At 35.2% G+C, this 25,716-nt stretch carries 16 protein-coding genes; 7 read left to right on the top strand and 9 right to left on the bottom strand.

Annotated features, from left to right (window positions below; translation table 11 throughout):
- Window positions 1-27 precede the first annotated feature (27 nt).
- The 3 genes from dnaJ to AAGD87_RS05950 all read left to right on the top strand — a co-directional run bounded on the left by dnaJ (window position 28) and on the right by AAGD87_RS05950 (window position 4,257).
- Window positions 28-1,146: a molecular chaperone DnaJ gene (gene dnaJ, locus AAGD87_RS05960; RefSeq protein ID WP_341817488.1), complete on the top strand. Its 1,119-nt coding sequence runs from the start codon at window positions 28-30 to the stop codon at window positions 1,144-1,146.
- 208 nt (window positions 1,147-1,354) lie between these two features.
- Complete coding sequence (locus tag AAGD87_RS05955; protein WP_341817487.1) at window positions 1,355-2,989, top strand: ribonuclease J; 1,635 nt, start codon at window positions 1,355-1,357, stop codon at window positions 2,987-2,989.
- Between the two features lie 5 nt (window positions 2,990-2,994).
- Window positions 2,995-4,257, top strand: a complete 1,263-nt coding sequence (locus AAGD87_RS05950; RefSeq protein ID WP_006279726.1) for a Tol-Pal system protein TolB — start codon at window positions 2,995-2,997, stop codon at window positions 4,255-4,257.
- Between the two features lie 40 nt (window positions 4,258-4,297).
- Here the strand turns inward: AAGD87_RS05950 and gatC are convergent, their stop codons facing one another.
- The 3 genes from gatC to AAGD87_RS05935 form a co-directional block, all read right to left on the bottom strand.
- On the bottom strand, window positions 4,298-4,651 hold the full coding sequence (gene gatC / locus AAGD87_RS05945) for an Asp-tRNA(Asn)/Glu-tRNA(Gln) amidotransferase subunit GatC (RefSeq protein WP_065094978.1): 354 nt from the start codon (window positions 4,649-4,651) through the stop codon (window positions 4,298-4,300).
- Window positions 4,641-5,567, bottom strand: a complete 927-nt coding sequence (locus AAGD87_RS05940; RefSeq protein ID WP_182309371.1) for a ribose-phosphate diphosphokinase — start codon at window positions 5,565-5,567, stop codon at window positions 4,641-4,643. The genes gatC and AAGD87_RS05940 overlap by 11 nt, the downstream gene beginning before the upstream one ends.
- 303 nt (window positions 5,568-5,870) lie before the next feature.
- Window positions 5,871-6,737, bottom strand: a complete 867-nt coding sequence (locus AAGD87_RS05935; RefSeq protein WP_006280296.1) for an ankyrin repeat domain-containing protein — start codon at window positions 6,735-6,737, stop codon at window positions 5,871-5,873.
- A gap of 638 nt (window positions 6,738-7,375) precedes the next feature.
- Here AAGD87_RS05935 and AAGD87_RS05930 point away from each other — a divergent pair.
- Together AAGD87_RS05930 and AAGD87_RS05925 are read left to right on the top strand one after the other, a co-directional pair.
- Window positions 7,376-7,741 (top strand): hypothetical protein, encoded by a 366-nt coding sequence (locus tag AAGD87_RS05930; protein ID WP_341817486.1) that lies wholly within the window; start codon window positions 7,376-7,378, stop codon window positions 7,739-7,741.
- Window positions 7,742-7,752: 11 nt separating this feature from the next.
- Window positions 7,753-10,065 (top strand): hypothetical protein, encoded by a 2,313-nt coding sequence (locus AAGD87_RS05925; RefSeq protein ID WP_341817485.1) that lies wholly within the window; start codon window positions 7,753-7,755, stop codon window positions 10,063-10,065.
- Window positions 10,066-10,701: 636 nt separating this feature from the next.
- On the opposite strand, the gene purD is transcribed toward AAGD87_RS05925, so the two are convergent.
- Entirely contained in the window at window positions 10,702-11,973 is a 1,272-nt protein-coding gene (gene purD / locus AAGD87_RS05920; protein WP_341817484.1) for a phosphoribosylamine--glycine ligase, read from the bottom strand.
- A gap of 34 nt (window positions 11,974-12,007) precedes the next feature.
- Window positions 12,008-13,285: a serine--tRNA ligase gene (gene serS, locus AAGD87_RS05915; protein ID WP_338482154.1), complete on the bottom strand. Its 1,278-nt coding sequence runs from the start codon at window positions 13,283-13,285 to the stop codon at window positions 12,008-12,010.
- A 142-nt stretch (window positions 13,286-13,427) separates the two neighbouring features.
- Between serS and AAGD87_RS05910 the strand changes: the two genes are divergently transcribed.
- Together AAGD87_RS05910 and dusB are read left to right on the top strand one after the other, a co-directional pair.
- On the top strand, window positions 13,428-14,534 hold the full coding sequence (locus tag AAGD87_RS05910) for a C48 family peptidase (protein WP_264339240.1): 1,107 nt from the start codon (window positions 13,428-13,430) through the stop codon (window positions 14,532-14,534).
- 25 nt (window positions 14,535-14,559) lie between these two features.
- Window positions 14,560-15,522, top strand: coding sequence for a tRNA dihydrouridine synthase DusB (gene dusB, locus AAGD87_RS05905; RefSeq protein WP_341817483.1), 963 nt, complete (start codon window positions 14,560-14,562; stop codon window positions 15,520-15,522).
- Window positions 15,523-15,528: 6 nt separating this feature from the next.
- Here dusB and AAGD87_RS05900 read toward each other — a convergent pair whose 3' ends face one another.
- From AAGD87_RS05900 to rplA, 4 genes are read right to left on the bottom strand one after another with little or no spacing between them, the layout of a single operon-like run.
- Window positions 15,529-24,042 carry a DNA-directed RNA polymerase subunit beta/beta' gene (locus AAGD87_RS05900; RefSeq protein ID WP_341817482.1) on the bottom strand — a complete coding sequence of 2,838 codons (8,514 nt, stop codon included), beginning with the start codon at window positions 24,040-24,042 and terminating at the stop codon, window positions 15,529-15,531.
- 58 nt (window positions 24,043-24,100) lie between these two features.
- Window positions 24,101-24,502: a 50S ribosomal protein L7/L12 gene (rplL, locus tag AAGD87_RS05895; protein WP_007551887.1), complete on the bottom strand. Its 402-nt coding sequence runs from the start codon at window positions 24,500-24,502 to the stop codon at window positions 24,101-24,103.
- A gap of 26 nt (window positions 24,503-24,528) precedes the next feature.
- On the bottom strand, window positions 24,529-25,047 hold the full coding sequence (gene rplJ / locus AAGD87_RS05890; protein WP_006279539.1) for a 50S ribosomal protein L10: 519 nt from the start codon (window positions 25,045-25,047) through the stop codon (window positions 24,529-24,531).
- Window positions 25,048-25,059: 12 nt separating this feature from the next.
- The gene (rplA, locus tag AAGD87_RS05885) at window positions 25,060-25,713 is read right to left on the bottom strand and encodes a 50S ribosomal protein L1 (protein ID WP_065094732.1); all 654 of its coding nucleotides are present in this window, start codon (window positions 25,711-25,713) and stop codon (window positions 25,060-25,062) included.
- Between the last annotated feature and the right edge of the window lie 3 nt (window positions 25,714-25,716).

The following is a 25,716-nucleotide window of genomic DNA, read 5'->3' as shown; positions in this document are numbered from 1 at the left end:
TAAAGGTTAAGCACTAAACTATTATATATGAGCAAAAAAGACTACTATGAGCTACTGGAAGTAGGCAGAAATGCCAGTATTGATGAGATAAAAAAAGCGTATAAAAAATTAGCGTTAAAATATCATCCTGATAGAAATCCTGGCAATCAAGAAGCAGAGGAAAAATTTAAAGAAGTAACAGCTGCATATGAAGTTCTGTCTGACTCTGAGAAAAGGGCAGGCTATGACCGTTATGGCCACGAAGGTGCTTCTGGTGGATTTCAAGGCTTTAGCTCTGCAGGAGATTTTAGCGACATATTCAATGACTTCTTTGGTGGAGGATTCGGTGGTGGTGCAAGTAGATCGAGAGCAAAAAGAAGTACAACAGGAGTATCTGGAGCAGACCTACGTTATGATCTTGAAATTACCTTAGAAGATGCATTTAAAGGAATACAAGCGCCTATACATTATGTGACAAATGTAAAATGTGATACATGCCAAGGCACAGGTGGCGAAGGAGCAATTAAACCAGTTCAGTGCCACACATGCCAGGGAAGCGGTAGGATTAGAACTCAACAAGGCTTTTTTACCATCGAAAGAACATGTACTACATGCTATGGGGAAGGAGAAATAATACAAAACAAATGTAAGAAATGTGGTGGAAGTGGACGTAGAAGAGATGAAGTAAATATATCCGTTTCAATTCCAAAAGGCATAGAAGAAGGAGCTAAGGTAAGGATAAGTGGTAAAGGAGAAGCTGGAACAAAAGGTGGAAAAAGTGGAGATTTATACGTATACGTGAAAATAATTTTCCATAAAATCTTTGCTAGAAATAAAGCAGATTTACACTGTAAAGTGCCTATAAGAATGACACTAGCAGTGCTTGGTGGTGAAATCGATATTCAATCAATTGATGGAGCTAAAATAAAAGTAAAGGTCCCTGAAGGCACTCAAACTGGTATCAAACTACGTTGTAGGGAAAAGGGTATGCCATATATGAACTCACATGCTCGTGGTGATTTATACGTACAGGTAATAGTTGAGACTTTAAATCCAAAAAATTTAACTAAAAAGCAAATTGAACTATTAAAAGCGCTTGAAGAAGAGGAAAATGCAAGTGTACAACAGCAATCTGAAGGGTTTTTTAGTAAAGTAAAAAAAAAATAAGAAATCTGCTAAATGACATAAAGGGGTAACTGTTTACGGGTTTTCATTTAATCCTGCAATTCTTTGACCTTATTAATGGAAAACTTAACAATAGTGTTATTATTAGCCAACAGAAACTTCTTAGTTCCTTAAAACTATGTAAAAGCAATAAATTTCTTTATTTAAGGTCGAAGTTTTGCTATTCTCAGGTTTTAATAATTTAAATTTAATGAATATAAACAAAAATGATTTTTTATTTCTTCCGCTTGGGGGAGTAGGAAGAATCGGGATGAATGTTAGCCTATATCATTACCAAGGTAAGTGGATTATGATCGACCTTGGTGTTGGTTTTGCAGATGAAACTATGCCAGGTGTTGAGCTGCTCATTGCTGATATAGATTTTATTGCTCAAAGAAAAAAAGATTTACTTGGAATAATAATTACACATGCACATGAGGACCACTGCGGTGCAGTGCCCCACTTGTGGGAAGAGTTGCAGTGCTCCATATATACAACAAAGTTTACGGTTAATTTTCTTAAAGAGAAACTAAAAGAATTTCGATTGGAAGGTATAGTGCCTGTGAAAGAGGTAGACATAAATGGCAGCATAAATTTGGGTCCTTTTACCGTCGAGTTTATAAATGTAACTCATTCAATTCCTGAGGCAAATTCAATATTAATTAGCACTGAAATGGGTAGTGCACTCCATACCGGAGACTGGAAATTTGATCCAAAACCTGTTGTTGGATTAACTTCTAATATGGAGCGTCTAAAAGAAATTGGCGATAAAGGTGACCTGCTTGCAGCAATTTGCGATTCAACCAATATATTAAGCAAGCATCACCCTGAGTCAGAAGGTGAAATTTATAATAATATTTATAACATAATAAAGCGGTCTAAAAAATTAGTTGCTGTTTCGCTATTCGCTTCAAATGTGGCACGAATTGAAACGATAAGCCAAGCTGCAAAAGCACTAAATAGAAAAGTAGTTTTACTTGGTAGATCTTTATGGAGAATAGTGAAAGTTGCGCAAGATAGTGGTTATTTAACTGATTCTCCTCAGTTTCTTGAAGCAAAGGAAGCAGTAAATTTTCCAAGGGAAGAACTGGTGCTACTTTGCACAGGTTGTCAAGGTGAGCCACTGGCAGCTACCGCAAGACTTGCTGCTAAGAGTCATCAAGCATTTAAAATGCAGCAAGGTGATACCATGATCTTTTCGTCAAAAATCATTCCTGGAAATGAAACTCGTGCGCACAACATGCTCAATGCCTTTATTGAGATGGGGGTAGAAGTTATTACTGAAAAAACAGAGCATGTTCATGCTTCTGGGCATCCAACAAGAGAAGAGCTAAAGGAAATGTATTCTTTAATAAAACCGAAGATGTCTATTCCAGTTCACGGCGAATATATTCACACGCATGCACATGTAAAATTTGCTAAAGAGTGCGGTGTGGCAAAAGCAATAATGATTGCACCAGGTGATATTGTTAATTTGGAGAACGGAGAAAAGGTTGATTCAATTGATGTTGACTACTTTGGTATTGATGGTATGTTGCTACGTCATCCGGAGAGCAGTGTTATAAAAATGCGTAAAAGAATGAGAGATGCCGGAGTTATTGTGGTAACAGCAGTTGTAAACAAGAAAAATAAATTGCTTGCTAAACCAAAAGTATTTGTACCTGGTGTTTTTGAAGTGCTAGAAGATGCAGCTACCATACAGAAAATTGTCAAGAAAGTTGAGTCGTTGTTTAGTTTGCAGCCAACAAAAAAAATTAAAAATAAGATTGAAAGTTCAATATTGAGTATCTTAAAGGAATATTTACTAAAAAGGCCTATAATTGAGGTTCAGATAGAACAGGTATGAAATGAATGAAGCTATTCGTTCATCTGGTGTTATTTATTTCGTTATTTATTCCTTATTTTACAAAAGCTGCTTTATATGTTGATATAAAAAAAAGCAGTGTTGGTAACATTGGTCTTGTTGTATCTAAATGTACATGTAAAACAGCGTTGGAAAGCGAATTAAGCGAAAATATTGCAAAGGTAATAGGAACAAATTTATCTAATTGTGGCTTATTTAATGTAAAACGTGGCGCGGAAGCTGAATCTAAATCTTGGAAAAGCGATACTGTAGTCACAGTAAGTTTAAGCGAAATATCTGGTAGTGCATTAGAGCTATCATTTCGTTTATTTGACGCTTTTACAAAAAGAGAATTACTTACTCAGTCAGTTGTTTTTCCAGCAAAAGACTGGAGAAAAATTGGTCACCTCGTTTCGGATGTGATACATGATAGATTAATTGGTGAGAAAGGGCACTTCAACACAAAAATCACGTATATCGCTGAAGAAAAAGATAGCAACTACAAATCTGTGCGTAAAATTGCTGTGATGAATCAAGATGGAAGTAATATAAAATACTTAACAAATGGCGATAGATTTGTGTCAACACCGAGATTCTCACCAAATGGAAAGGGTATTGTTTATATCTCGTACGCAAATGGTAAAAGTTATATAATATTAAAAAATTTAAAAGATAACACTGAATCAATAATCAGCGCATTTGAAGGAGTTGTTTCTGCACCAAGATTTTCTCCCGATGGTAAATCTCTTTTAATTTCCCACTCATTGGGTGGTGAAACGAATATATTATCTTTGGATTTAAGTAGTAAACGAACAAAAAAAATTACTAAAGGTTCAGCTATAAGCACTTCTCCCTCTTTTTCTCCAGATCAAAAGTATATGGCTTTTAGTTCTGATATAAGTGGGAGTCAGCAACTGTACGTTATCGATTTTACTAACAAAAGTAAAAAACCTAAAAGAATTAGTTTTGGGAGTGGAAGATATGCTACGCCTGTTTGGTCGCCAAAAGGAGATCTGATAGCTTTTACAAAGATTCAGTCAGGAAAATTTTACATAGGAGTTATGAAGCCAGATGGCAAAGAAGAACGTCTGCTTTCAGAGGGGCATAAAATTGAATCCCCGGCATGGCTACCAAATGGCAGAGAAATCATTTTTACAAGAACAGAATCACCAAGCAACTCTAAACTATATTTAGTAGACTTAGTAAAGAAAAATCAAAAAATGGTTTCCACTCCTACAAATGCTTCTTTACCGGATTGGTCTTATTTTTGAAAGTAGATCTATTGTGGATTTGATATAAGCTTGTTTTACCTTAATCGTTTATAACCTTTGGCACTACAAAATACCCATGCTCAGGTTTTGTATTGGACAATATCTCTTCTTTAATATTTTGAGAATTTATAACATCATCGCGTACATGAATGTCCTTGTCTATGCTGCCATAACGCATAGGAGAAACACCTTCAGTATTAACTTGCAATAAAGTATCATGTATCCAATCCAGCATTGTCAGTTCTTTGGAGTAGTGATCAATCTCGTCATTTGATAACTTAATCCTTACAAGCTGTGCAATTTTAAGCATTTCTTCCTTGGTAATTGTTATTTTTCTCTTATTTGCAAATTCTATTAGTGAAGTAATAACGTCTTCTGTTGACTTAGCTGGCATTTCTACCTCCTTGGATGAAGTGAGTTAAAATATTTACAACCGAAACAACTTCTATTTTACCAGTTTTTTCAAGTTTGTGAAGTATGGTATCCGTAATCACTAATTTATCTAAAGAAGAGGAAGAGATTTTCTCAACTGCACTTCCTGAAAGCACACCGTGTGTGATGCATGAAGTTACGGACTTTGCTCCGTAACTTTTTAAAGCAAGAGCTGCATTACACAATGTTCCACCAGAGTCAACTATATCATCAACAATGACACAATTTTTGTTTGCAACTTCTCCTATTATGTTCATTACTTGAGATGTGCCTGCTTTCTCCCTATATTTATCTACTACAATAATCTTATCACTTAACCCTATCTTGTACTTTTCCTCTAAAGTCTTTGCAAAAGCACGTGCTCTACCAATTGCTCCAACATCAGGTGCAACAATTGCCAAATTTTCCGTGTGTATAGAGTCAACAAATGCTTCAAAGCAGTTCAAATTAGTTATCGGTACATCAAAGAATCCTTCAATTTGACTTGAGTGCAAATCAATAACTGCAACGCTACTTGCACCTGCAGTTTGAATAAGATTTGCAACTAATTTGGCACTTAAAGCAGACTGCACATTATTGTTCTTGATAATTCTATCTTGCCTGCTATATCCATAATAAGGAATAATTACTACTATCCTTTTGGCTCCTAATCTATTTACTGCATCAATTATGAGCAGAAGCTCCATAAGGTTATCATTCACAGGGGGAGAAAGAGATTGTATTATATATACTTCTTGATTATATAGATCATTTGCTACTTCTACATTTACCTCGCCATCGGTAAACTTTGATATCCAAGCAGAGGATGGTTGAACATCTAGCCGGTTAACTACTGATTCCCCTAATTCCTTACTAGCATTACCTATTACTATCTTCATAACGCACTAATTGAGTTTTTAAGATTATACAGAAATTGTAAAATAATTGAAATGTAAGTGTCTTTATCTAGCATTCTTGTCGGTGAATTAGGTACCTCTTGTACAATGACCTGTCATTTTCACGCGTTGTTTCAATATACAGACCCAAATTGAAACAACTATACAAAATCCTGCTTATGTTTCAAGATAAATGACTTTAATGAAATATAATTTATCTAGTCATTTGTATCTGCTAACATACTACACTTCCCATTGTAGAGCCTCTGCAACTTACTGAAATTTATAATCGCTTTATAAAAAGTTTTATACTCTTTGCTTAATTGGAGGCGCTACCTCTGCACTTTCTGCTCTGTCTAGGGTACTACTTGGTTTTTCTGCAGTAATTTTTTGAATGCTACCATCTACCTTATTCTTGATATCTGCTCCATATGATCTTAATACTTCAATAGCTTTCTCGTTTCCACTATTCAGCGCAATATCCAAAGCATCCATTCCATCATTATTTTTGTGGTTGATAAAATTCTCTAACTCAAAGATTTTTATATATTGCTCAATGATGAATTCTACCACTTTTCCAGGGCAATTATTAGCGGCAGGAAAGAGTACTGCATTGTTATTATTGTCTTTCTTTGTTACATCTGCTTTGAGCTTGTCTATCAAATACTTGATAATTTCTATTCTGCTATCATCTTCTGCTTCAGTGCACTGCCTAGCAGCTAAAAACAGAGCTGTTCGCCCATTATTGTCCACATCTTCAATATCTTGTCCCTTATCAATTAAGGCTTGTATTATATTTTTGTTCCCATATAAAGCAGCAAAGTGAAGAGGAGTATACCCTTCGGTGCTTTCTCTTTCATTAATCAATGCACCATGGCTAGCTAGTAATTCTATAAATTCTGGCGTATTTGCAAAAACTGCAAAGTGCATTGGTGTTAGATCATCTTTACCATGATTTTGAGTTTTTGCATTAACGTTTGCTCCATTTTTTATCAGCAATTTTGCTATTTCTAATTGTTTGCGTCCGATGGCAATATGCAGTGGCGTACGATTGCGTTCATAATGATCATTGACGTTTGTGCCACACTTTATTAGTAGTTCTGCAGCTTCAATATTACCTTCCTGAATTGCAACGTATAAGGAAGCATATCCATCTTTTGTTTCCTCTGTCATACGAAATTGCGAACATGTTAGTTCATATATTATTAAGGATTATTATTAAGTTTTTATTAATACAATATTAATGTAGCGGGATGACGAGCTTATCGTCATCCCGCCGCGAACCTTCATACCACTGCGAACCGTCATCCCGCCGCGGTATCTCTAGATCCCGCTAACAACTTACTATTACCCACAAATAAAAACATAATATTGTATTTACTCAAATAATTTAATTTTATTAACCTGAAAGCTTATTAGATTAAAATTATTAAACTAAGAGTTATAATTTTAGCAACTAAAAGCTGTAAATTGCACCATATAAACAGTTATTTCAAGCAAAAGTTATGCCATTAAGAGCTATGCAACAAACATTTATATTTGTGGGTAATAGTAAGCGCTAACAAGCAGCGGGATGACGGTTTTTCAAATTATCGTAAGTCAGTTTAGCTATAGCTACAAGTTTCATTCTTCCCTTACAAATAACTTTACTGCGTCCTTTTTTCGGATTCAGAATTAGCAAGAAACGTTCTTGTAAGGTGGTCTACTAAAATTTTACTTTATAAAACAATGTCTGAGCTATGCAATTAATACATTGTCAACACAACTGATTCATAAAAGCAAATATTATAACCACGAAGAGAGAAAATGTTATGCTTAGTTTAATAAGAAAGACCTTGAGAAAAAAAATGACTCATCAGGTAAACGATTCGAAATTGAAAGAGAAAGATGAAAAAAGTATTTTAAAATTAGCATCAAAAATAGAAGGCAAAAAAAGTAGCATTGCTGAAGAACTAGAAAAAATATCTGAAAAGGAAAAACAAAGGATTCTTACTACGGAAGTAAGCAAACATCGGGGTAAAGAACCAACTATAGCTCTTTTTACAATAATCCGAACAGACCGTAATATGCTACTGGCCTGCTATAGCCATAAACACATATCTTATCGCATTCGGACTATTATAAGAAAGGCTATATTATATCACTTGCTTATGCTATACTACGTAAAGATAGTATAGCTGTTGAGAAAATGTTAAGAGTAGCTAAAGAAAACGGTATTCTGAAAGACATTCTTGACGCAACAACAACTATAAAATATCCAGGTGGTCAGGAAGAAACTTGCACACCACTTACTTATGCCATATTATGTAAAAATAGCAAAACTATTGAAGAAACTTTAAAAGTCTCTAAAGAAAACGGTATTCTGAAAGATATTCTTAACGCAACAACAACTATAAAATATCCAAATGGTCGGAGAGCAACTGTTACACCACTTGCTTATGCTATACTATATGAAGATAGTATAGCTATTGAAGAAATTTTAAAAGTCTCTAAGGAGAACGGTATTCTGAAAGATATTCTTAACACAACAGCAACTATAAGATATCCAGATAACAAGGAAGTGACTTACGCGCCACTTGCTTATGCTATGTTCTGGAAGGATAGCAAAGCTATTAAAGAAATTCTAGTAGCAGCTGAAGAGAACAGTATTCTGAAAGATATTCTTAACACAACAACAACCATGAAATATCTAGACCGGGAAGTGACTTACACACCACTTGCTTATGTTATACTACGTAGAGATAGTATAGCTGTTGAGAAAGTGTTAAGAGTAGCTAAAGAAAACGGTATTCTGAGAGATATTCTTGACACAACAATAACTATAAAACATTTAGATAGCCGGGAAGTGACTTACACACCACTTGCTCATGCTATGTTCTGGGAGGATGGCAAAATTATTAAAGAAATTCTAGTAGCAGCTGAAGAGAACAGTATTCTGAAAGATATTCTTGACGCAACAACAACTATAAAATATCTAGATGGTCAAGAAGAAATTTACACACCGCTTACTTACGCCATATCATGTAAAAATAGCAAAACTATTGAAGAAATTTTAAAAGTCTCTAAAGAAAACGATATTCTGAAAGACATTCTTGACGCAACAACAACTATAAAATATCTAGATGGTCAGAAAGAAATTTACACACCGCTTACTTACGCTATATCATGTAAAAATAGCAAAACTATTGAAGAAATTTTAAAAATCTCTAAAGAAAACGGTATTCTGAAAGATATTCTTGATGCAACAACAACTATAAAATGTCCAGATGGTCATGAAGAAACTTGCGCACCGCTTACTTATGCTATACTACGTAAAGATAGTATAGCTGTTGAGAAAATGTTAAGAGTAGCTAAAGAAAACGATATTCTGAAAGACATTCTTGACGCAACAACAACTATAAAACATTCAGATAGCCGGGAAGTAACTTACACACTACTTGCTTATGCTATACTGCGTGAAAATAGTATAGCTATTGAAGAAATTTTAAAAATCTCTAAGGAGAACAGTATTCTGAAAGATATTCTTAACGCAACAATAACTATAAAATGTCTAGATGGTCGGAGAGTAACTGTTACACCACTTGCTTATGCTATACTACGTAAAGATAGTATGGCTGTTGAGAAAATGTTAAGAGTAGCTAAAGAAAACGGTATTCTGAAAGACATTCTTGACGCAACAACAACTATAAAATATCCAGATGGTCAGGAAGAAACTTGCACACCACTTGCTTATGCTATACTACGTAAAGATAGTATAGCTGTTGAGAAAATGTTAAGAGTAGCTAAAGAAAACGGTATTCTGAAAGACATTCTTAACACAACAATAACCATAAAACATAAAAATAATCAAAAAGTAACTGATAAGTTACTTGCCGCATTACATGATCGCAAAGTTATTCAAAAAATTTTAGACATAGCTAGAGAAAATGATATTCTGAAAGACATTCTTAATGCAACAATAACTATAAAATATCCAGATAGTGAAGAAAAAATCTACACACCACTTACTTATACAATATCATGTAAAAGCAACGAAGCTTTTAATACAACAAGAGCTATAAATCAAGATGGTCAGGAAAAAACTCACATCCCATTTCCTACCCTTGATAAAAGAGAAACTGAATTAAAATTAAAAGAAAAAAGACAAAGTAGAAGAGATGAGGGATTAAATTTTAACAATGGTAGTAGTGACAAAAATGTTGAAATAAAAGTTAATGGGGATATCTTGTTGCAGCATAGTAGTGGAATTGAAAATGAAATAAATCATACTGCTGTACGTAATGATGTAAGGGGGGTAAAGCCTCTAATAGAAAGTAGAGTAAATGTTAAAGTACAGAATATAAATGCAGTGATTGCAACTTCTGTGACATTTAAAATGATTGCAACTTCTGTGACACTTGAGTTGGTAGCTAGTAAAATAACATGTGTACTGTCAAAACCCACCACTAAATTGGAAGAAGTAGCTATAACATATTTTCAAGGTTTAGCACTATATTTGTGAAACTTAATTTATATGTGCTAAACAAGATGCTGATTAGTTTTATAGCTAACCCAAGAAAGGTTTCCCTACGTCATACCGCCGTGGTATCTCTAGATCCCGCTAACAAGTAGCGGGATGACGATTGTCGTTTAGCCATAAATATTTAAGAAATTTACCAAATGAAAAAAAAGGCAAAAGAAGCCCTGGGGTTATTATCTGCTTTAAAATATTGGCGTTTTTTATGTTTTAAACGCTTGAAAAGCAAGATTTAGCTGCTTTTAATTGCAACTAACCTATGCTGCAAATGTTTAAGAAATTTACCAAGCAGAAAAAAAGACAAAGAATCCCCGAGTTAGCTAGTCTTTTACTATCTCTGTCGAGTATTGGCATTTTTTGATGTCTTGTAACGCTTTATAAGCGCGTTCAGCTTATTTAGATAAAAATCTAGATGTAGATGAAGTTTTGTAAAGACATACAGTATCTATATACTGCAAAAAATTGAACATAAGACGCCGATACATTAAGTAATCCTTACCTTTTAATCTGCAGATTGGCGAAAGCAAATACAATAGCTTCAGTTTCATGATAAGGGGGCTGGCGGAGTTTGTCAAGGAAGTTTTTCGTTTCTGTGAACCACCTGCTAACCGACAGCTAACATTAACTACCGATATCGTATCTGAAGAAGCCCCCTGGCCATTCTAAAAAATTTAATGCTGAGTACACCTTACTTTTGGCTTCCTCTATAGTGCTCCCTTCTGCTACTATATTTAGCACTCTTCCGCCATCGGAAACTAAGTTACCACTTTCATCGAATTTAGTACCAGCATGAAACACCAACACACCAGGAATGCTTTCAATCTTATCTAATCCTTTAATTACTTCTCCCTTTTGATAATCACCCGGATAGCCTTTACTTGCAACAACTACACAAACTGTAGATTTGTTGTTAAGTTCCACCATTTTGACATTTAACTTTCCTTCTGCAACTGACAACATCAATTTTAACAAATCGCAATTTGAATCAAATCTAGGTAATATAGATTGCGTTTCTGGATCACCGAATCTAACGTTATACTCGAGAAGTTTTGGGCTATCTTTGCAAATCATTAAACCAGCAAAGAGTACTCCTTTATAAGACGTACCCATGTTAACCAATGCTTGAGCTGTAGGGTATATTATTTTTTGGATAATTTTTTGCTCCATGTCCTTACTTATAATTGAAGGTGATGAGTACGACCCCATACCTCCAGTATTTTGGCTTTCATTACTTTCATCAACTCTCTTATAATCTTTTGCACACCCAAGAGTTACTACTTTCAACCCATCAATAAGAGCAAAAAAACTTACTTCTTCTCCAACTAAAAACTCTTCTATGATTATTTCTTCACCTGATTCACCAAATTTTTTCTCCACTAGCATTGAATTTATTGCTGAAAAAGCTTCGCTTTCTGTATTACATATAACCACCCCTTTTCCTGCTGCAATTCCACTTGCTTTCACTACAAGTGGAAACTTTATTTTATTGCTACGTACAAAATCTTTAGCTAACCCTTCATCAACAAAACACTCGTACTTGGCAGTTGGTATACCATATCGTTTACATAGTCCCTTGGTGAAAGACTTCGATCCCTCAAGTTTTGCAGTTGCTTGACTTGGAGCAAAAACATTTATTCCCTCTGCAACTAAATCATCAGCAAGCCCATCAATTATTGGTTGTTCTGGACCAATAACAACCAACTCTATATTTTCTCTCTTGCAAAATTGTGTAACATCCACTGAATTTTGAATATTTACATCCACAAGAGCCCCAAGATCTTTCATAGCTTGGCGACCAGGAGTTACATATAACTCAGTCAAGATAGGAGATTTTTTTAGAGCCCAAAGTAGAGCGTGCTCACGCCCACCAGAACCTATAACCAGAACCTTCATCTTTATTTCCTCGCTTTTCTATATGTCAAAATTATTATTTGCTTATAACAGTATCATTACTCATGTATTTTTGCAACACGTTTGGTATTGCAATCGACCCGTCAGAATTTTGATAATTCTCCATTATGGCAATAATCGTTCTTCCTATAGCTAAAGCTGAGCCGTTTAAAGTGTGAACATATTTTTTTATCTTTTTATCAGTTTCTGAAGAGTATTTAGCGTTCATCCTTCTTGCTTGAAATGCACCACAATTTGAGCAGCTTGATATTTCTCTATATTTATTTTGCCCAGGTAACCATACCTCTATGTCATAAGTCCTTTGTGCAGCAAAACCCATATCGCCACTGCAAAGCAGCATTACTCTGTATGGCAATTCTAATTTTTTTAATATCTCTTCAGCAACACTCGTCATACCCTCAAGCTCATCATTTGATTGGTCTTCAGTTGTGATGCTTACCAACTCCACTTTACCAAATTGGTGTTGCCTTATCATGCCCCTGGTATCGCGACCTGCACTACCTGCTTCTTTACGAAAGCACTCCGAATATGCAGTAAAGCGAATAGGCAGTTCTTTTTCTTCCATTATTTTGTCAGCAACTAAATTTGTTAAAAACACTTCACTTGTGGGAATCAACCTCAATTCGTCGGTAGTTAAATACGAATCGTCAGAAAATTTCGGTAGCTGACCAACATTATACATAGCCTCGTTTTTCACCAAAGTCGGGTGGTACACCTCAGTATAGCCAAATTCATTAACATGCATTTCAAGCATAAAATTTATTAGCGCTCGTCCAAGCTTAGCTAACTGTCCTTTTAATATCGTAAATCTTGATCCGGAAATTCTCGCCGCTTGTTCGAAGTCCATTAAACCTAATTTTTCTCCGAGTTCATAATGAGATTCTGGTACAAAATCAAACTGTCTTTTTCCTCCATATCTTCTCACCTCTAAATTAGAGTTCTCATCTGCGCCTATTGGCACATCTTGCGCAGGAATATTCGGCAAGTTAGATAAAACATTCACTAACTTATCCTTTTCTGCTTGTTCTTTTAAGCTGATTGCCTCTATCTCATTTGTGATGCTTTTTGACAACTCTATTTGCTCTTCACAGGGGCTCTTGCTCATTTTAAGCTTTTTTATTTCCTCTGTGATTTCATTGCGCTGCCTATTCAAATCCTGCAGTTTAGTGGTTAATGATCTTTTCTCGTGATCGATTTCTAATATCTCTTCCGCAGTAGATTCTCTAATTCCCCTGCTTTTCATTGCCTTTTCAAATCCTTCAGGGTTTTTGCGTATATATTCTATATCGTGCATATATTGTGCTATTACTAACATTGTTACTGTACTCCAAAAGCTCTTAATATTCAATATATTCTCATACTACTAAAATTATTATGGTTGATTTTTTTGTTAGAATTTGTTAAAATTAATTAACTTAGCGTTCATAGGATGTGGTATGTTGGGCATCACAGGAAAATGTAATCAATTAAAAAAGAGCACTTACTTTGCTGATTGGAAATTCGTTATCTACGCTACTTGTGTATGCCTAGCAGCCACATTCGCTGCTGGCTGTTTAGGGGCGGTAATAGGATCCCCTCTATTGACCTTTCCACTTGCTATGCTCATCTCTAACCCCGTAGTTTGGGTTTTAATGGGAATAATTCTTACAGTAGCATACAAAATGGTTGTTGAACCTTTATTTTACTTAGCGAAGAACTATATTAATGGAAAAAGAGCAAGTCAAGGTGAGCAAAAAACTCAAGATGGAGATAGTGGTATTGTACCAGGAAGTGAACCCAATTCAAGGAACAGTAGTCGTAGAAGCTCTTTGGATAGTGGTTTGGGTGGTAAAGAGTTTCACGAAGATTTGGACACTCTTGTGCATCAGACAAACAGAAAAAACTATAGTTACTGGTTAGATGATAATGACATTACACATATTGCAAGAGTTGTATATGGGTACTCACAAAGTGAATATAGTAATAATAATGTCTATTTTCTTGCCCCTAGCTATTCTAATGGTTGGGACGAACTCACAAAAGAATTTCTTCAGAATTATAGAGGTGAATTCAAACAAAATTCTAAATTGATATTTACTTCGGTTCTTCATATTAACAATAATCATTGGGTAACTTTGGTTATTAAACCTGATGCAGGTGATAAAAAATTTAGAGCTTATTACTGTGACTCATTTGGTAATCAATTGCCAGATAATGTGCTAAATATTGTTAAAAGAGAACTGCAAAAAGAGGAATGGGTATTAGACATAAGAATTTCCCCAACTAAGCAGCAAAGTGACGGGTATAACTGTGGAATATTTGCGTTAGAAAATGCTCATAAAATTACACAAATGCTTAACGAAGACAAATCATTTGACGAAATTGACAAAAAGTTATCAGAATATAAATTTGATTTGAATGAGAAAAGAGAAGAATTTACAAGAGCGCTTATGGAAGATGAGAAATGTAAGGAAGATCTAAGAAATCGTAAGCATCCGCCAAGGACGAAAACATCTCAGTCTTCTATTTCAAGGGAGAATGCAAGTTTGTGTTGCATTATGTAATCAATGAAAAATTACCATTGACCTTATGCCCCTCCAAATAGGAAATTTGACAATTGATTCTCCAGTTATTTTAGCTCCAATGTCTGGAGTGACTGATTATCCGTTTAGAAGTATTGTGAAGAAACTTGGTGCAAGTTTGTTAGTTTCAGAGATGATTGCAAGCAGAGCTATGATTATGCAAACTCGCCAGAGTTTGCAAAAAGCAAAAGTCGATGCATTAACTGCTGTTCAGCTTGCTGGATGCGAACCGAATGTTATGGCAGAAGCTGCAAAATTGAATGAGGATATGGGAGCAAAAATTATAGACATAAACTTTGGTTGCCCTGTTAAAAAAGTTGTAAACGGTTATGCAGGATCAGCGCTAATGCGTGATGAGAAAAAAGCCGCTGAGATAATTGAAGCTGTGGTCAAAGCAGTGAATATGCCAGTTACGGTGAAAATGCGCACTGGATGGAACGATGAAAATCGCAATGCCCCGAGACTTGCGAAAATTGCCGAAGACTTAGGAGCAAAAATGATCACTGTGCATGGAAGAACAAGAGCGCAGCTTTATAATGGTCAAGCAGATTGGAAATTCGTTAGAAATGTTAAAGAGCAAGTGAAAATTCCAGTTATAGTAAATAGCGATATTAAAAATTTAAATGATATTCAGAATGCTCTCAAAGAATCTGGAGCAGACGGAGTGATGATAGGTCGTGGTGCCTACGGTAAACCTTGGCTGATTAATCAAGCAATGAACTTTCTCAGTGGAAGTGAAACTTCTGAGCCAATAGCTTCAGAGAGATTAAGCATCATACTCGAGCATTACGACAATATTCTTGAGTACTATGGAAATGACACAGGAATAAAGATGGCCCGCAAACACATAGGTTGGTACAGTAGCGGGCTTCAAGGCTCATCTGAATTTCGTGTGAGAGTAAATAACATGACAGATAGCACAGAAGTGAAAGAAAATATTATTGGCTTTTTTGGTCAAGAGACACACTAGCTGTACTCAATTCGACTGATCGTATGCCACTACGCTCTCTTCCTCACCAGAGTGTAAATGACAACCATTATCCATCAACCATTCCTCGTCATAAGTTTCAATATTAAAATATTTTTCATATTTATCCACATTATCACAAAGTGAAAGTGCTCTGATCTTATTCATAATCAAACCTGTACCAGCAGGAATTAATCTTCCTACTATAACATTTTCTTTTAATCCACTTAAAGGATCACTCTTCCCGCAGAATGCTGCTTCTGTAAGTACTTTTGTTGTCTCTTGGAAAGAGGCAGCAGAAATAAAGGAGCTAGTTTCAAGACTTGCCCTAGTAATCCCCTGCAGAATAGGAAGATAATGAGTAGGCCGTTTGCCAGAGTTACTCATAGCATCATTTTCCCTATCAACTTCCAGCTTGTCAATGCTTTCGCCAACCAAGTACATAGTATCACCAGGATCAGTAATTTCCACTTTTTGTAGCATTTGTTTTAAGATCACCTCTAAATGCTTATTGTCTATACGAACACCCTGCAATCTATAAACTTGCTGTATTTCAGAAATCATATAGTGCGCTAAAGCTTCTAACCCAAGCACACGTAAAATATCATGGAGATCAGGGTCACCATCCATCAATAGATCACCTTTACGTACAAAATCACCTTCATTGACTATTACATGCTTACTTCTTGATACCAAATATTCAACTGGAGAAATTTGTTCATCTACAGGTTTAATTAATATACTGCGTTTTCCTCTACGGTCTTTTTCAGAAAACGCTACATAGCCATCTATCTCACTAACAATAGCATGCTCTTTAGGACGACGTGCTTCAAATAACTCTATAACCCTCGGTAAACCACCAGTAATATCACGAGTTTTAACTGACTCTCTTGGTGTTCTTGTAATAACATCACCTGCATGAACCTTCTGGCCATCTTGTACATTGAGCACTGCACCGATTGGTATAAAATAACATGCTTCAACGCCACTTGCGAGTGTCATTACTTTACCATTATCGTCAAGCAGCACAATACGAGGACGTAAATTAGCTCCACCAGAATGCAATTTCCAGTCTTTTACTACTTTGCTTGATATTCCTGTAGATTCATCCATCACTTCAGTGATCGAAATTCCATCTTTTAAGTCCTGATAAGACACTGTACCAGTCTTCTCCGTGATAATAGGCAATGTATAAGGATCCCATTCCGCAACTTTATCGCCAATTTTTACTGACCCACTCTCATCTACATAAAGCTTAGCGCCGTAAGGTACACTGTGCTTCAACTTCTCACTACCAAGGCTATCAATCAACACGACTTCACAGGAACGGCTTATCACAATTTTATTTCCGTTTCTATCTATAATTATATTACTATTGTTTAACTTTATTTTAGCATTAATAGAAGCTATAATATTCGAGGATTCAACGCCTCTAGTCATTACTCCACCTATATGAAAAGTACGCATCGTTAACTGAGTACCTGGCTCTCCAACAGATTGAGCAGCTATAACACCAACTGCTTCACCTATTGAAACAATTTTACCAGTTGCAAGGTCTCTTCCATAACATAAAGAACATACACCAGGACTTATTTCACAAGTTAAAGGCGATCTAATTTTTACAACATCAAGACCTGCAATGCTGATTTGCTTTACTTTATCCTCATCAATTAATTCCCCTGCTTTTACTAATAATTCTTTTGTCACTGGGTTATATATATCATTTGCAGCTGTTCTACCCAGCACAACACTCTCTAGAGATGCAACTATAGTACTTCCTTCAACTGTAGCTCTCACAACAAGACCATTTTTTGTTTTACAGTCATGCTTTGTAACTATGCAATTTTGAGATACATCAACTAAACGACGAGTTAAGTATCCAGAGTTTGCAGTTTTAAGTGCAGTGTCAGCTAAACCTTTACGCGCACCGTGAGTAGAATTAAAGTATTCAAATACGTTCAATCCTTCACGGAAATTAGAAATTATAGGTGTTTCTATAATCTCACCAGAAGGTTTGGTCATGAGCCCTCGCATTCCTGCTAGCTGTTTCATCTGTGAAGTAGAACCCCTTGCACCAGAGTTAACCATCATATACACTGAGTTGTACTTACTATTTCCATCATATATAGATATTGCTTTTAACATATCATTAGCTATCATATCCGTACACTTAGACCATTCATCTATAACCTTGTTATACCTCTCACTTCTAGTTATTAGCCCATCTTGATATTGCATAGAGAATTTCTTAATTTCACCCCTCGCGTGATCAACATGTGTAGCTTTAGTTTCAGGTATAACCATATCACAACGACCAAAAGAGACACCAGAAAATGTGGCATACTCAAAGCCAAGTACCATTAATTTATCAGAAAATGCCACTGTAGCACTTTGACCACAGTTACGATATACCAAATCAACTATACCAGTTATTTCCTTGACTGTTAATATCTGATTTATTAGATCGAAGCCTAGATTCTCATGCTTAGGAAAAATTTGCCATAATATTAAACGGCCAGGAGTTGTACAAACAGTTTTATAGTGAGTTTCACCGCTGCTATTAATATACTCCATCCTATACTTTATACTAGAATGAATATGTAAAGTACCATCACTCAAGGAATGCTCAACTTCACAAAAAGCACCAAAAGATGGTAAATTATCTTCCTTAGGTTCTTGTAAAGTCAGATAATATATACCAAGTACTATATCTTTACTAGGAACTATAATCGGTCTGCCATTAGAAGGACTTAAAACGTTATTAGTGGACATCATCAACACCCTAGCTTCAAGCTGAGCTTCCAATGAAATTGGCACATGCACTGCCATTTGATCACCATCAAAATCAGCATTAAACGCCGTACAGACAAGCGGATGAAGCTGTATTGCTTTGCCTTCAATAAGGATTGGCTCAAAAGCCTGAATACCAAGTCTATGTAGCGTAGGCGCTCTATTCAACAAAACAGGATGCTCTTTTATTACCTCTTCAAGCATATCCCAAACTTCTGGTTTTTCTGCTCTTATCAACTTACTAGCAAACTTAATAGTTGGAGCCATACCATACATCTTAAGCTTTGAGTAAACAAAAGGTTTGAATAGTTCAAGAGCCATTCTTTTTGGTAATCCACACTGATTTAGTTTCAAAGTTGGACCAACAACTATTACAGAACGTCCAGAGTAGTCTACCCTTTTTCCTAAGAGGTTCTGGCGAAAACGACCCTGTTTTCCTTTTAACATATCACTAATGGACTTTTTATATCCAACAGCACCAGCTTTATTTACCAAAGTATTACGACGACTATTATCAAAAAGAGAATCAACTGCTTCTTGTAACATCCTTTTTTCATTACGAATCATAATCTCAGGAGGATTTAAGCTCAACAATTTCCTCAACCTGTTATTTCTATTAATAATAGTCCTATAATGATGATTCAGATCAGAAACTGCAGGACGACCACTCTCAAGCGATACCAAAGGACGCAAATCAGGTGGTAAAATAGGTATAGTTGTAAGTATCATCCACTCAGGCCTATTTCCAGATTTAATGAAGTTTTCAACAATACGCAATCTCTTTATAATTTTCTTTCTTCTTATCTCAGAAGCAACAGATTCTAATTCTAGTCTTAAATCCTTCCTAATTTCATGTAAATCAAGGCGCGTTAGCAACTCTCTTATAGCTTCAACACCTTGCATAGCTACAAAACTATCGATCCCATAGCTATCTTTAGCTTCATTATAAGCTTTTTCACTAATAATCTCACCTTTTTCAAAAGGCGAAACAAGAGGATCTATTACGATATAATTATCGCTATATAAAATATTCTCAATATCTCTGAGAGACATATCCAATAATGCTCCAATTCTTGAAGGAAGCGATTTCAAAAACCATATATGAGCAACAGGAGATGCAAGCTCTATATGACCCATCCTTTCTCTTCTTACTTTAGAAGATGTAACTTCTACTCCGCATTTTTCGCATATGCGACCTCTGTGTCTTCTTTTTTTGTATTTTCCACATAAACATTCATCGTCATTGACAGGGCCAAAAACCTTAGGGCAAAATAATCCACCTTTCTCAACTTTGAACGTACGATAATTTGCAGTTGAAACATCTTCTATCTCACCACAAGATATACGCTTAATACTTTCAGGGCTAGCAATCGATATGCTAACCTCATTAAAAGGTTGTGCAATGTTAGTGTGAGATATATCTTCAATCACTACATCATTTTGCTTTAAATCTACATTTAAACATAAAGAACGTAGTTCTTTTATCATCACATTAAAGGATTCAGGAATTCCACATTCAAAATTACTGTCACCTTTTATTATCGATTCATAAATCTTAACTCTACCATTAATATCATCAGACTTCACAGTTAACATTTCCTGCAAAGTATAAGCAGCACCATAGGCTTGTAATGCCCAACATTCCATTTCACCAAAACGCTGACCACCAAAATGAGATTTTCCTCCAAGAGGTTGTTGAGTAACCAAACTATAAGGCCCTACTGAACGCGCATGAATTTTACCATCAACCAAGTGGTGCAACTTAAGCATGTACATGTAACCAACTGTAACCTTGCGGTCGAATTTTTCACCACTGCAACCGTCATATAATACAGCTTGTCCAGAGTTATCTAAACCAGCAAGTTCAAATAATTTTGCTATTTGTTCATCTTTTGGACCCTCAAATACAGGTGCAGCAACAGGAACGCCATCACGTAATTTGCGTGCAAATTCAATGAGATTATTATCACTAATATTACGAATATCATTACAGATAGATACGTTACTGCCATAGCTATAAACCTCAATCAGGAAGTTACGTAAATTGCTGTATGAACTTTTACAAGAGTTCAAATAGTTCTCTACTAACTCATTCAACTCGTCATTTAGTGCATTCTTATTAGGTGTATTTAAAACAGAAGCCGTTATTTCATCATCATCAATATTTTCAATTTTTTTATTATCAAGGTATGCTACTGCAAATTGTGTAAAATTATCATCGTTAAGGGACCTAATTCCCTTGCAAAAAGCACTTTTGATCTTATTGATCTCATCGAGAATATTACTTACCTTTTCCCCTAATTTTCTACAAGCCCAACCTACATGCGTTTCCAGTATTTGCCCTACATTCATTCGTGAAGGAACACCAAGAGGGTTAAGAATAATATCAACAGGAGTACCATCTTCCAAATAAGGCATATCTTCCACTGGCACAACTCGAGAAATCACACCTTTATTTCCATGTCTACCAGCCATTTTATCCCCTGGTTGCAGACTATGTTTCACAGCAATGAAAACTTTTACTGACATCGACACACCTTGAGGCAGGTCATAACCTTCATGTAATTTTTCTACTTTTCGCTTAAACTGTGCTATTGCATGTGATACTTTTTCATCAAAATCTTTTTTTAAGCTCTTAACTTGCTCAGAAATGGATTGGTTTTTTAATCCTATACCCCACCATTGCTCACGTTCAATAGAGTCAAATTTTTCTCGATCTTGAGAACCAGAATTAATAAGAAGTTTCTTCAGTTCATCATAGAAATATTCACTAGTAACATTGATTATATAATCTCGCTCTTCCTCAAAGTCATTTATCTCTTTTTGTTTGATGAGTAATGCCCTTTCATTTTCTTCAACCCCCCTGCGTGTAAAGACTTGTACATCAATTACTGTCCCTTCAACATCTGGAGATGTATATAAAGAGGAATCCGCACAATCGAATGACTTTTCACCAAAAATTGTCATTAATAACTTCGTTTCAGGAGGCAATGAAAGAGAAGGTTTAGGTGTAACTTTACCTACCAGAATATAGCCTGGACCAACTCTTGTACCAATTTTCACTATACCACTATCATCCAAGTGATATAGATTTTCTTCATTAACACCAGGTATAGCACGAGTTATTTTTTCTGATCCTAAAGGGGTATCATGTACAACACAGTCAAATTCTTCTATATGAATAGAAGTAAAGAGATCTTTTTTAACAACTTCACTAGAAATAATAATAGAGTCTTCAAAATTATAACCTTGCCAAGACATAAAAGCGACTAGCAAATTTTTACCAAGCGCCAACTCACCACTGTTAATTGCAGGACCATCAGCTATTACATCACCCTTTTTAACATAATCACCTACGCACACTAGCGGTCTTTGATTAATACAAGTATTATGGTTAGAACGCTGAAATTTCCTTAGATGATAAATATCTACGTCCAAGTAGTTAACCCTTTCTTTATCAAAAGCACGTATAACTATAGAGTTACTATCAGAACTATCAACTATGCCATCGCGTTTTGCTAAAACTACAGCACCAGAGCCAGAAGCTACAAAAGACTCCATACCAGTAGCAACCAGAGGAGCGGTAGGCTTCAATAAAGGTACGGCCTGACGTTGCATATTTGAGCCCATTAATGCTCTATTAGCATCATCATTTTCTAAAAATGGAATCAAGGAAGCTGCAACTGATATTACCTGCTTAGGAGATACGTCAATGTAACTAACTTGGTCGCTACTTACCATGACGAAGCTACCAGCATATCTACAGTATAGCATGTCATCAACAAAGCAATTATTTTCATCAAGCTTTACGCTAGTGTCAGCTATATGATGTGAGCCTTCGTCTATAGCAGAAAGATACTCAATTTGATCAGTAACAACCCTATTGACTACTTTTCTATAAGGGCTTTCAATGAAACCATATTTATTAATACGCGCGTATATAGCTAAGCTGTTGATTAACCCTATATTTTGCCCTTCAGGAGTCTCAATAGGGCAAATTCTTCCATAATGAGTTGGATGAACATCACGCACCTCAAATCCTGCCCGTTCTCTTGTTAAACCGCCAGGACCTAACGCGGATAACCTTCTTTTATGTGTTATTTCAGATAACGGATTAGTCTGATCCATAAATTGAGATAATTGAGAAGAATTGAAGAAATCTCTTAAGACATTAGTTAACACTTTTGGATTAATAAAATCAGATGGAGAAACTTTATCTAAACTAGAAGTGGACATAGAATCAACTATTGCGCGTTCCAATTTCAACAACCCAGTTCTAAATTGATTTTCTATAAACTCTCCAACTGATCTTACTCTTCTGTTTCCTAAATGATCAATATCATCTACAGATCCTTGACCGTCACGTAACAATACTATTTTTTTCACAATTTCAATAATATCTTCATGCGTTAAAACAGTTAAATCCTCATCATAATTTAATCCAAGGTAAGAGTTAAGCTTCAACCTACCAATGTTAGACAAATCATAATATTCCGGACTGAAGAAAAGATTACGGAAAAACTCTTCTACTATCTCTAAAACAGGAACTTCACCAGGACGCAAAACTCTATATATTTCATATAGTGCATCCTGATAAGACATGTTTTCATCTAAGAAAAGCGTATTTAATATATAAGGTCCAACAAACAAATTATCTATGTTCAACACTGATATTTCATCTACAGATAATAACTCAAGCTTCTTTATGTCTTCCAGCTTTATAGATTCACCAGCAGATAAAATTTTCGTAGAGCTAGCACTATCCATTAAATCTTCTGCGAGGAATAAACCACATATAGAATTAAAAGGAACCAGATACTCTTTCAATTCATTATCATATAGCTTTTTAGCTAGTCTTGAGGTAATACAAACGTTAGCTTTAAGCAGCACATTACCTTCAATATCCATTAAGTCGAAAGGCAGCCTCACTCCTTTAAATTTATCAGGAACAAAAGGCACTTTCCAACCATCTTTATGTTTTACATACTTTATTTTCTCATAAAATCTATCGAGTATATCATTATTTGATAGACCCAACGCCTTTAATAAAACTGAAATTGGCAATTTTCTTTTTCTATCAACACGAAAATACAAATGGTCTTTAACATCAAATTCAATATCAAGCCAAGAACCCCTATAAGGAATAATTCTAGCAGAATAGATCAATTTACCAGAATTGTAAGTTTTTCCCTTATCGCTATCAAAAAATACACCAGGAGACCTATGCATTTGTGAGACGATAACTTTTTCCACACCATTAATGATGAAAGTGCCCTTATCAGTCATCATAGGCAACCCACAAAAGTGGACTTTCTGCTCTTCTATAGATTTTACAACGGTTGCAAGTTTAGAATGATCTCCACTCTCTTTAATCGATTTATATTCATCAAGAGAAATACCATCCTGCATAACAACAAGACGTATAGAAGCAATAACCTGAGCAGAAAAAGTTACACCACGCTTTATACACTCAGATTCATCATACTTAGGATCATCTACCCTACAACTTATAAACTCAATAGTAGCCCTACGCAAAGGATCATTTATTGGAAAGATTGTATGAAAGATAACTTCAAGTCTTTCATTACCCTTATTCTTAGGAGTAAAAGAATCATATGATTCTTTTTGAACCTTAACCAAATCCAATAAAGAATCTTTTAAATCAATCGACCTAGAATAAGAAACTCTAGGAACAAAAGCACCAGAAGCGTACATATAAGAAGAATCAACCATTAAAATACCCCAAACTAATTAAAAGAGCTATATCAATATAAAATTAATACATTAAATATTATTCAAGCTCCACTTTAGTTGCTCCTGCTTCAATAAGTTTTTGCTTGATTTTTTCTGCTTCGTCTTTAGGAACATTAGCAGTCAAATCTTTAGGTAAAGATTCAACCAACTCTTTTGCTTCTTTTAAACCCAATGTAGAATTAACCTCTCTCACAGCTTTAATAACTCCTATTTTTTTACTCGCATCAATTTCTTTAATCACAACTTTATACTCAGCTTTTTCTTGAGCAGCAGGAGCAGCAGCATTATCACCAATAGGCGCCCCAGCACCAACAGCTCCACCAAGAAAAGAACCAGCAGGCAACCCTATTTTCTCTTCTAAAACTTTTACAAGTTCAGAAGCCTCTAATAGGTTTAAAGATAATATTTTATCAACCAAATCACTTGTTACATTACTCATAATTACCACCTTACTTAACAACAAATTTATTTTTTAGAACTATAATAATCCAAAACTCTCATAAGCCTCATAGAAGATGAATTAATAGACAACGCTAACCGAGCAGGAATATCATAAGATATTAAACGCATAATTTTAACACGCAATTCATCCAGAGAAGGCAACTTAGCCAGTTTATTAACATCTTCCACTGTTAACAATTCATTTAAATGAGCTGCGCAAATCACAGACATTTTTTCTTTGTTAGCATTAGTAAAATCAACTATTAATTTTGCAGCTTCTACTATGCCACTAGAGTATATAATAGCAACAGGACCGGAAAATTTGCCTGATAAATAAGAGAATTTACCAGTCCTTTCCAAAGCCAAGCGCGCTAGAGTGTTTTTAACTACTAATACCCCACCTGCTATAGACTTCAGACTATTCCTCAGAGTTAATGAATCATTAGCATTTATAGATTTAAAATTTACTAATATCAAGAAATCATTATTTACAAATACGTTTATTGTGCTCTGTATAAATTCATCCTTATCTTTACGCTTCACGGTATCACTCCCTTAAATTATATCTTCCACTTTGCCTATCTTATAAGCTTTACCCATAGTTGAATTTAAAAAAACACCCTTAAAGTAAATTCCTTTCGCAGAAATAGGTTTATTATCTTTAATTACTTTAAGAAAGGCTTTTAAATTTTCTAGCAAGTCATCAATATCAAATTTAATATTTCCTAATTTACCATGAATAACACCATTTTTATCTGTTCTAAATTTTACCTGACCAGACTTAATGGTTTTAATAGCTTCTGCAATGTTAGAAGTCACAGTACCAAATTTAGGGTTAGGCATCAGCCCTTTAGCACCCAATACTTTTGCAATAGGAGTGATTTTTGCCATAAAATCAGGAGTAGTAATGCACCAATCAACATCTAACTTTCTACCTTTTTTTATTTCTTCAACTAAATCCTCTCCTCCTGCAATATCAGCACCAGCTTTTTCAGCTTCTAATAAATGTTTATCTTGAGCGAAAACAGCTACTTTAATATTCTTCCCGATACCTTTAGGCAAAACTACTGTACCACGCACCTGCTCTTCAGATTTACGTGAATCTACGCCTAAATTGACCGCAATATCAACTGATTCATTAAATTTTGCTGAAGCAGACTCAACAATCTTCTTCAAACACTGCTTAGGATTATCATTATATGTATTCATTTA

It is taken from the genome of Wolbachia endosymbiont (group A) of Pherbina coryleti (assembly GCF_964026875.1).
GTDB lineage: Bacteria > Pseudomonadota > Alphaproteobacteria > Rickettsiales > Anaplasmataceae > Wolbachia > Wolbachia pipientis.
This window is presented reverse-complemented; position numbering and strand designations above follow the sequence as displayed.

Excerpts from the sequence above, each read along its gene's own strand:
- AAGD87_RS05900 (WP_341817482.1), bottom strand. The coding sequence starts at position 24,042 with ATGGTTGATTCTTCTTATATGTACGCTTCTGGTGCTTTTGTTCCTAGA.
- serS (WP_338482154.1), bottom strand. The coding sequence starts at position 13,285 with ATGCACGATATAGAATATATACGCAAAAACCCTGAAGGATTTGAAAAG.
- AAGD87_RS05950 (WP_006279726.1), top strand. The coding sequence starts at position 2,995 with ATGAAGCTATTCGTTCATCTGGTGTTATTTATTTCGTTATTTATTCCT.
- AAGD87_RS05930 (WP_341817486.1), top strand. The coding sequence starts at position 7,376 with ATGCTTAGTTTAATAAGAAAGACCTTGAGAAAAAAAATGACTCATCAG.
- AAGD87_RS05910 (WP_264339240.1), top strand. The coding sequence starts at position 13,428 with ATGTTGGGCATCACAGGAAAATGTAATCAATTAAAAAAGAGCACTTAC.
- AAGD87_RS05940 (WP_182309371.1), bottom strand. The coding sequence starts at position 5,567 with ATGAAGATAGTAATAGGTAATGCTAGTAAGGAATTAGGGGAATCAGTA.
- AAGD87_RS05925 (WP_341817485.1), top strand. The coding sequence starts at position 7,753 with ATGTTAAGAGTAGCTAAAGAAAACGGTATTCTGAAAGACATTCTTGAC.
- purD (WP_341817484.1), bottom strand. The coding sequence starts at position 11,973 with ATGAAGGTTCTGGTTATAGGTTCTGGTGGGCGTGAGCACGCTCTACTT.
- AAGD87_RS05935 (WP_006280296.1), bottom strand. The coding sequence starts at position 6,737 with ATGACAGAGGAAACAAAAGATGGATATGCTTCCTTATACGTTGCAATT.
- gatC (WP_065094978.1), bottom strand. The coding sequence starts at position 4,651 with ATGCCAGCTAAGTCAACAGAAGACGTTATTACTTCACTAATAGAATTT.
- dusB (WP_341817483.1), top strand. The coding sequence starts at position 14,560 with ATGCCCCTCCAAATAGGAAATTTGACAATTGATTCTCCAGTTATTTTA.
- rplA (WP_065094732.1), bottom strand. The coding sequence starts at position 25,713 with ATGAATACATATAATGATAATCCTAAGCAGTGTTTGAAGAAGATTGTT.
- AAGD87_RS05955 (WP_341817487.1), top strand. The coding sequence starts at position 1,355 with ATGAATATAAACAAAAATGATTTTTTATTTCTTCCGCTTGGGGGAGTA.
- dnaJ (WP_341817488.1), top strand. The coding sequence starts at position 28 with ATGAGCAAAAAAGACTACTATGAGCTACTGGAAGTAGGCAGAAATGCC.
- rplL (WP_007551887.1), bottom strand. The coding sequence starts at position 24,502 with ATGAGTAATGTAACAAGTGATTTGGTTGATAAAATATTATCTTTAAAC.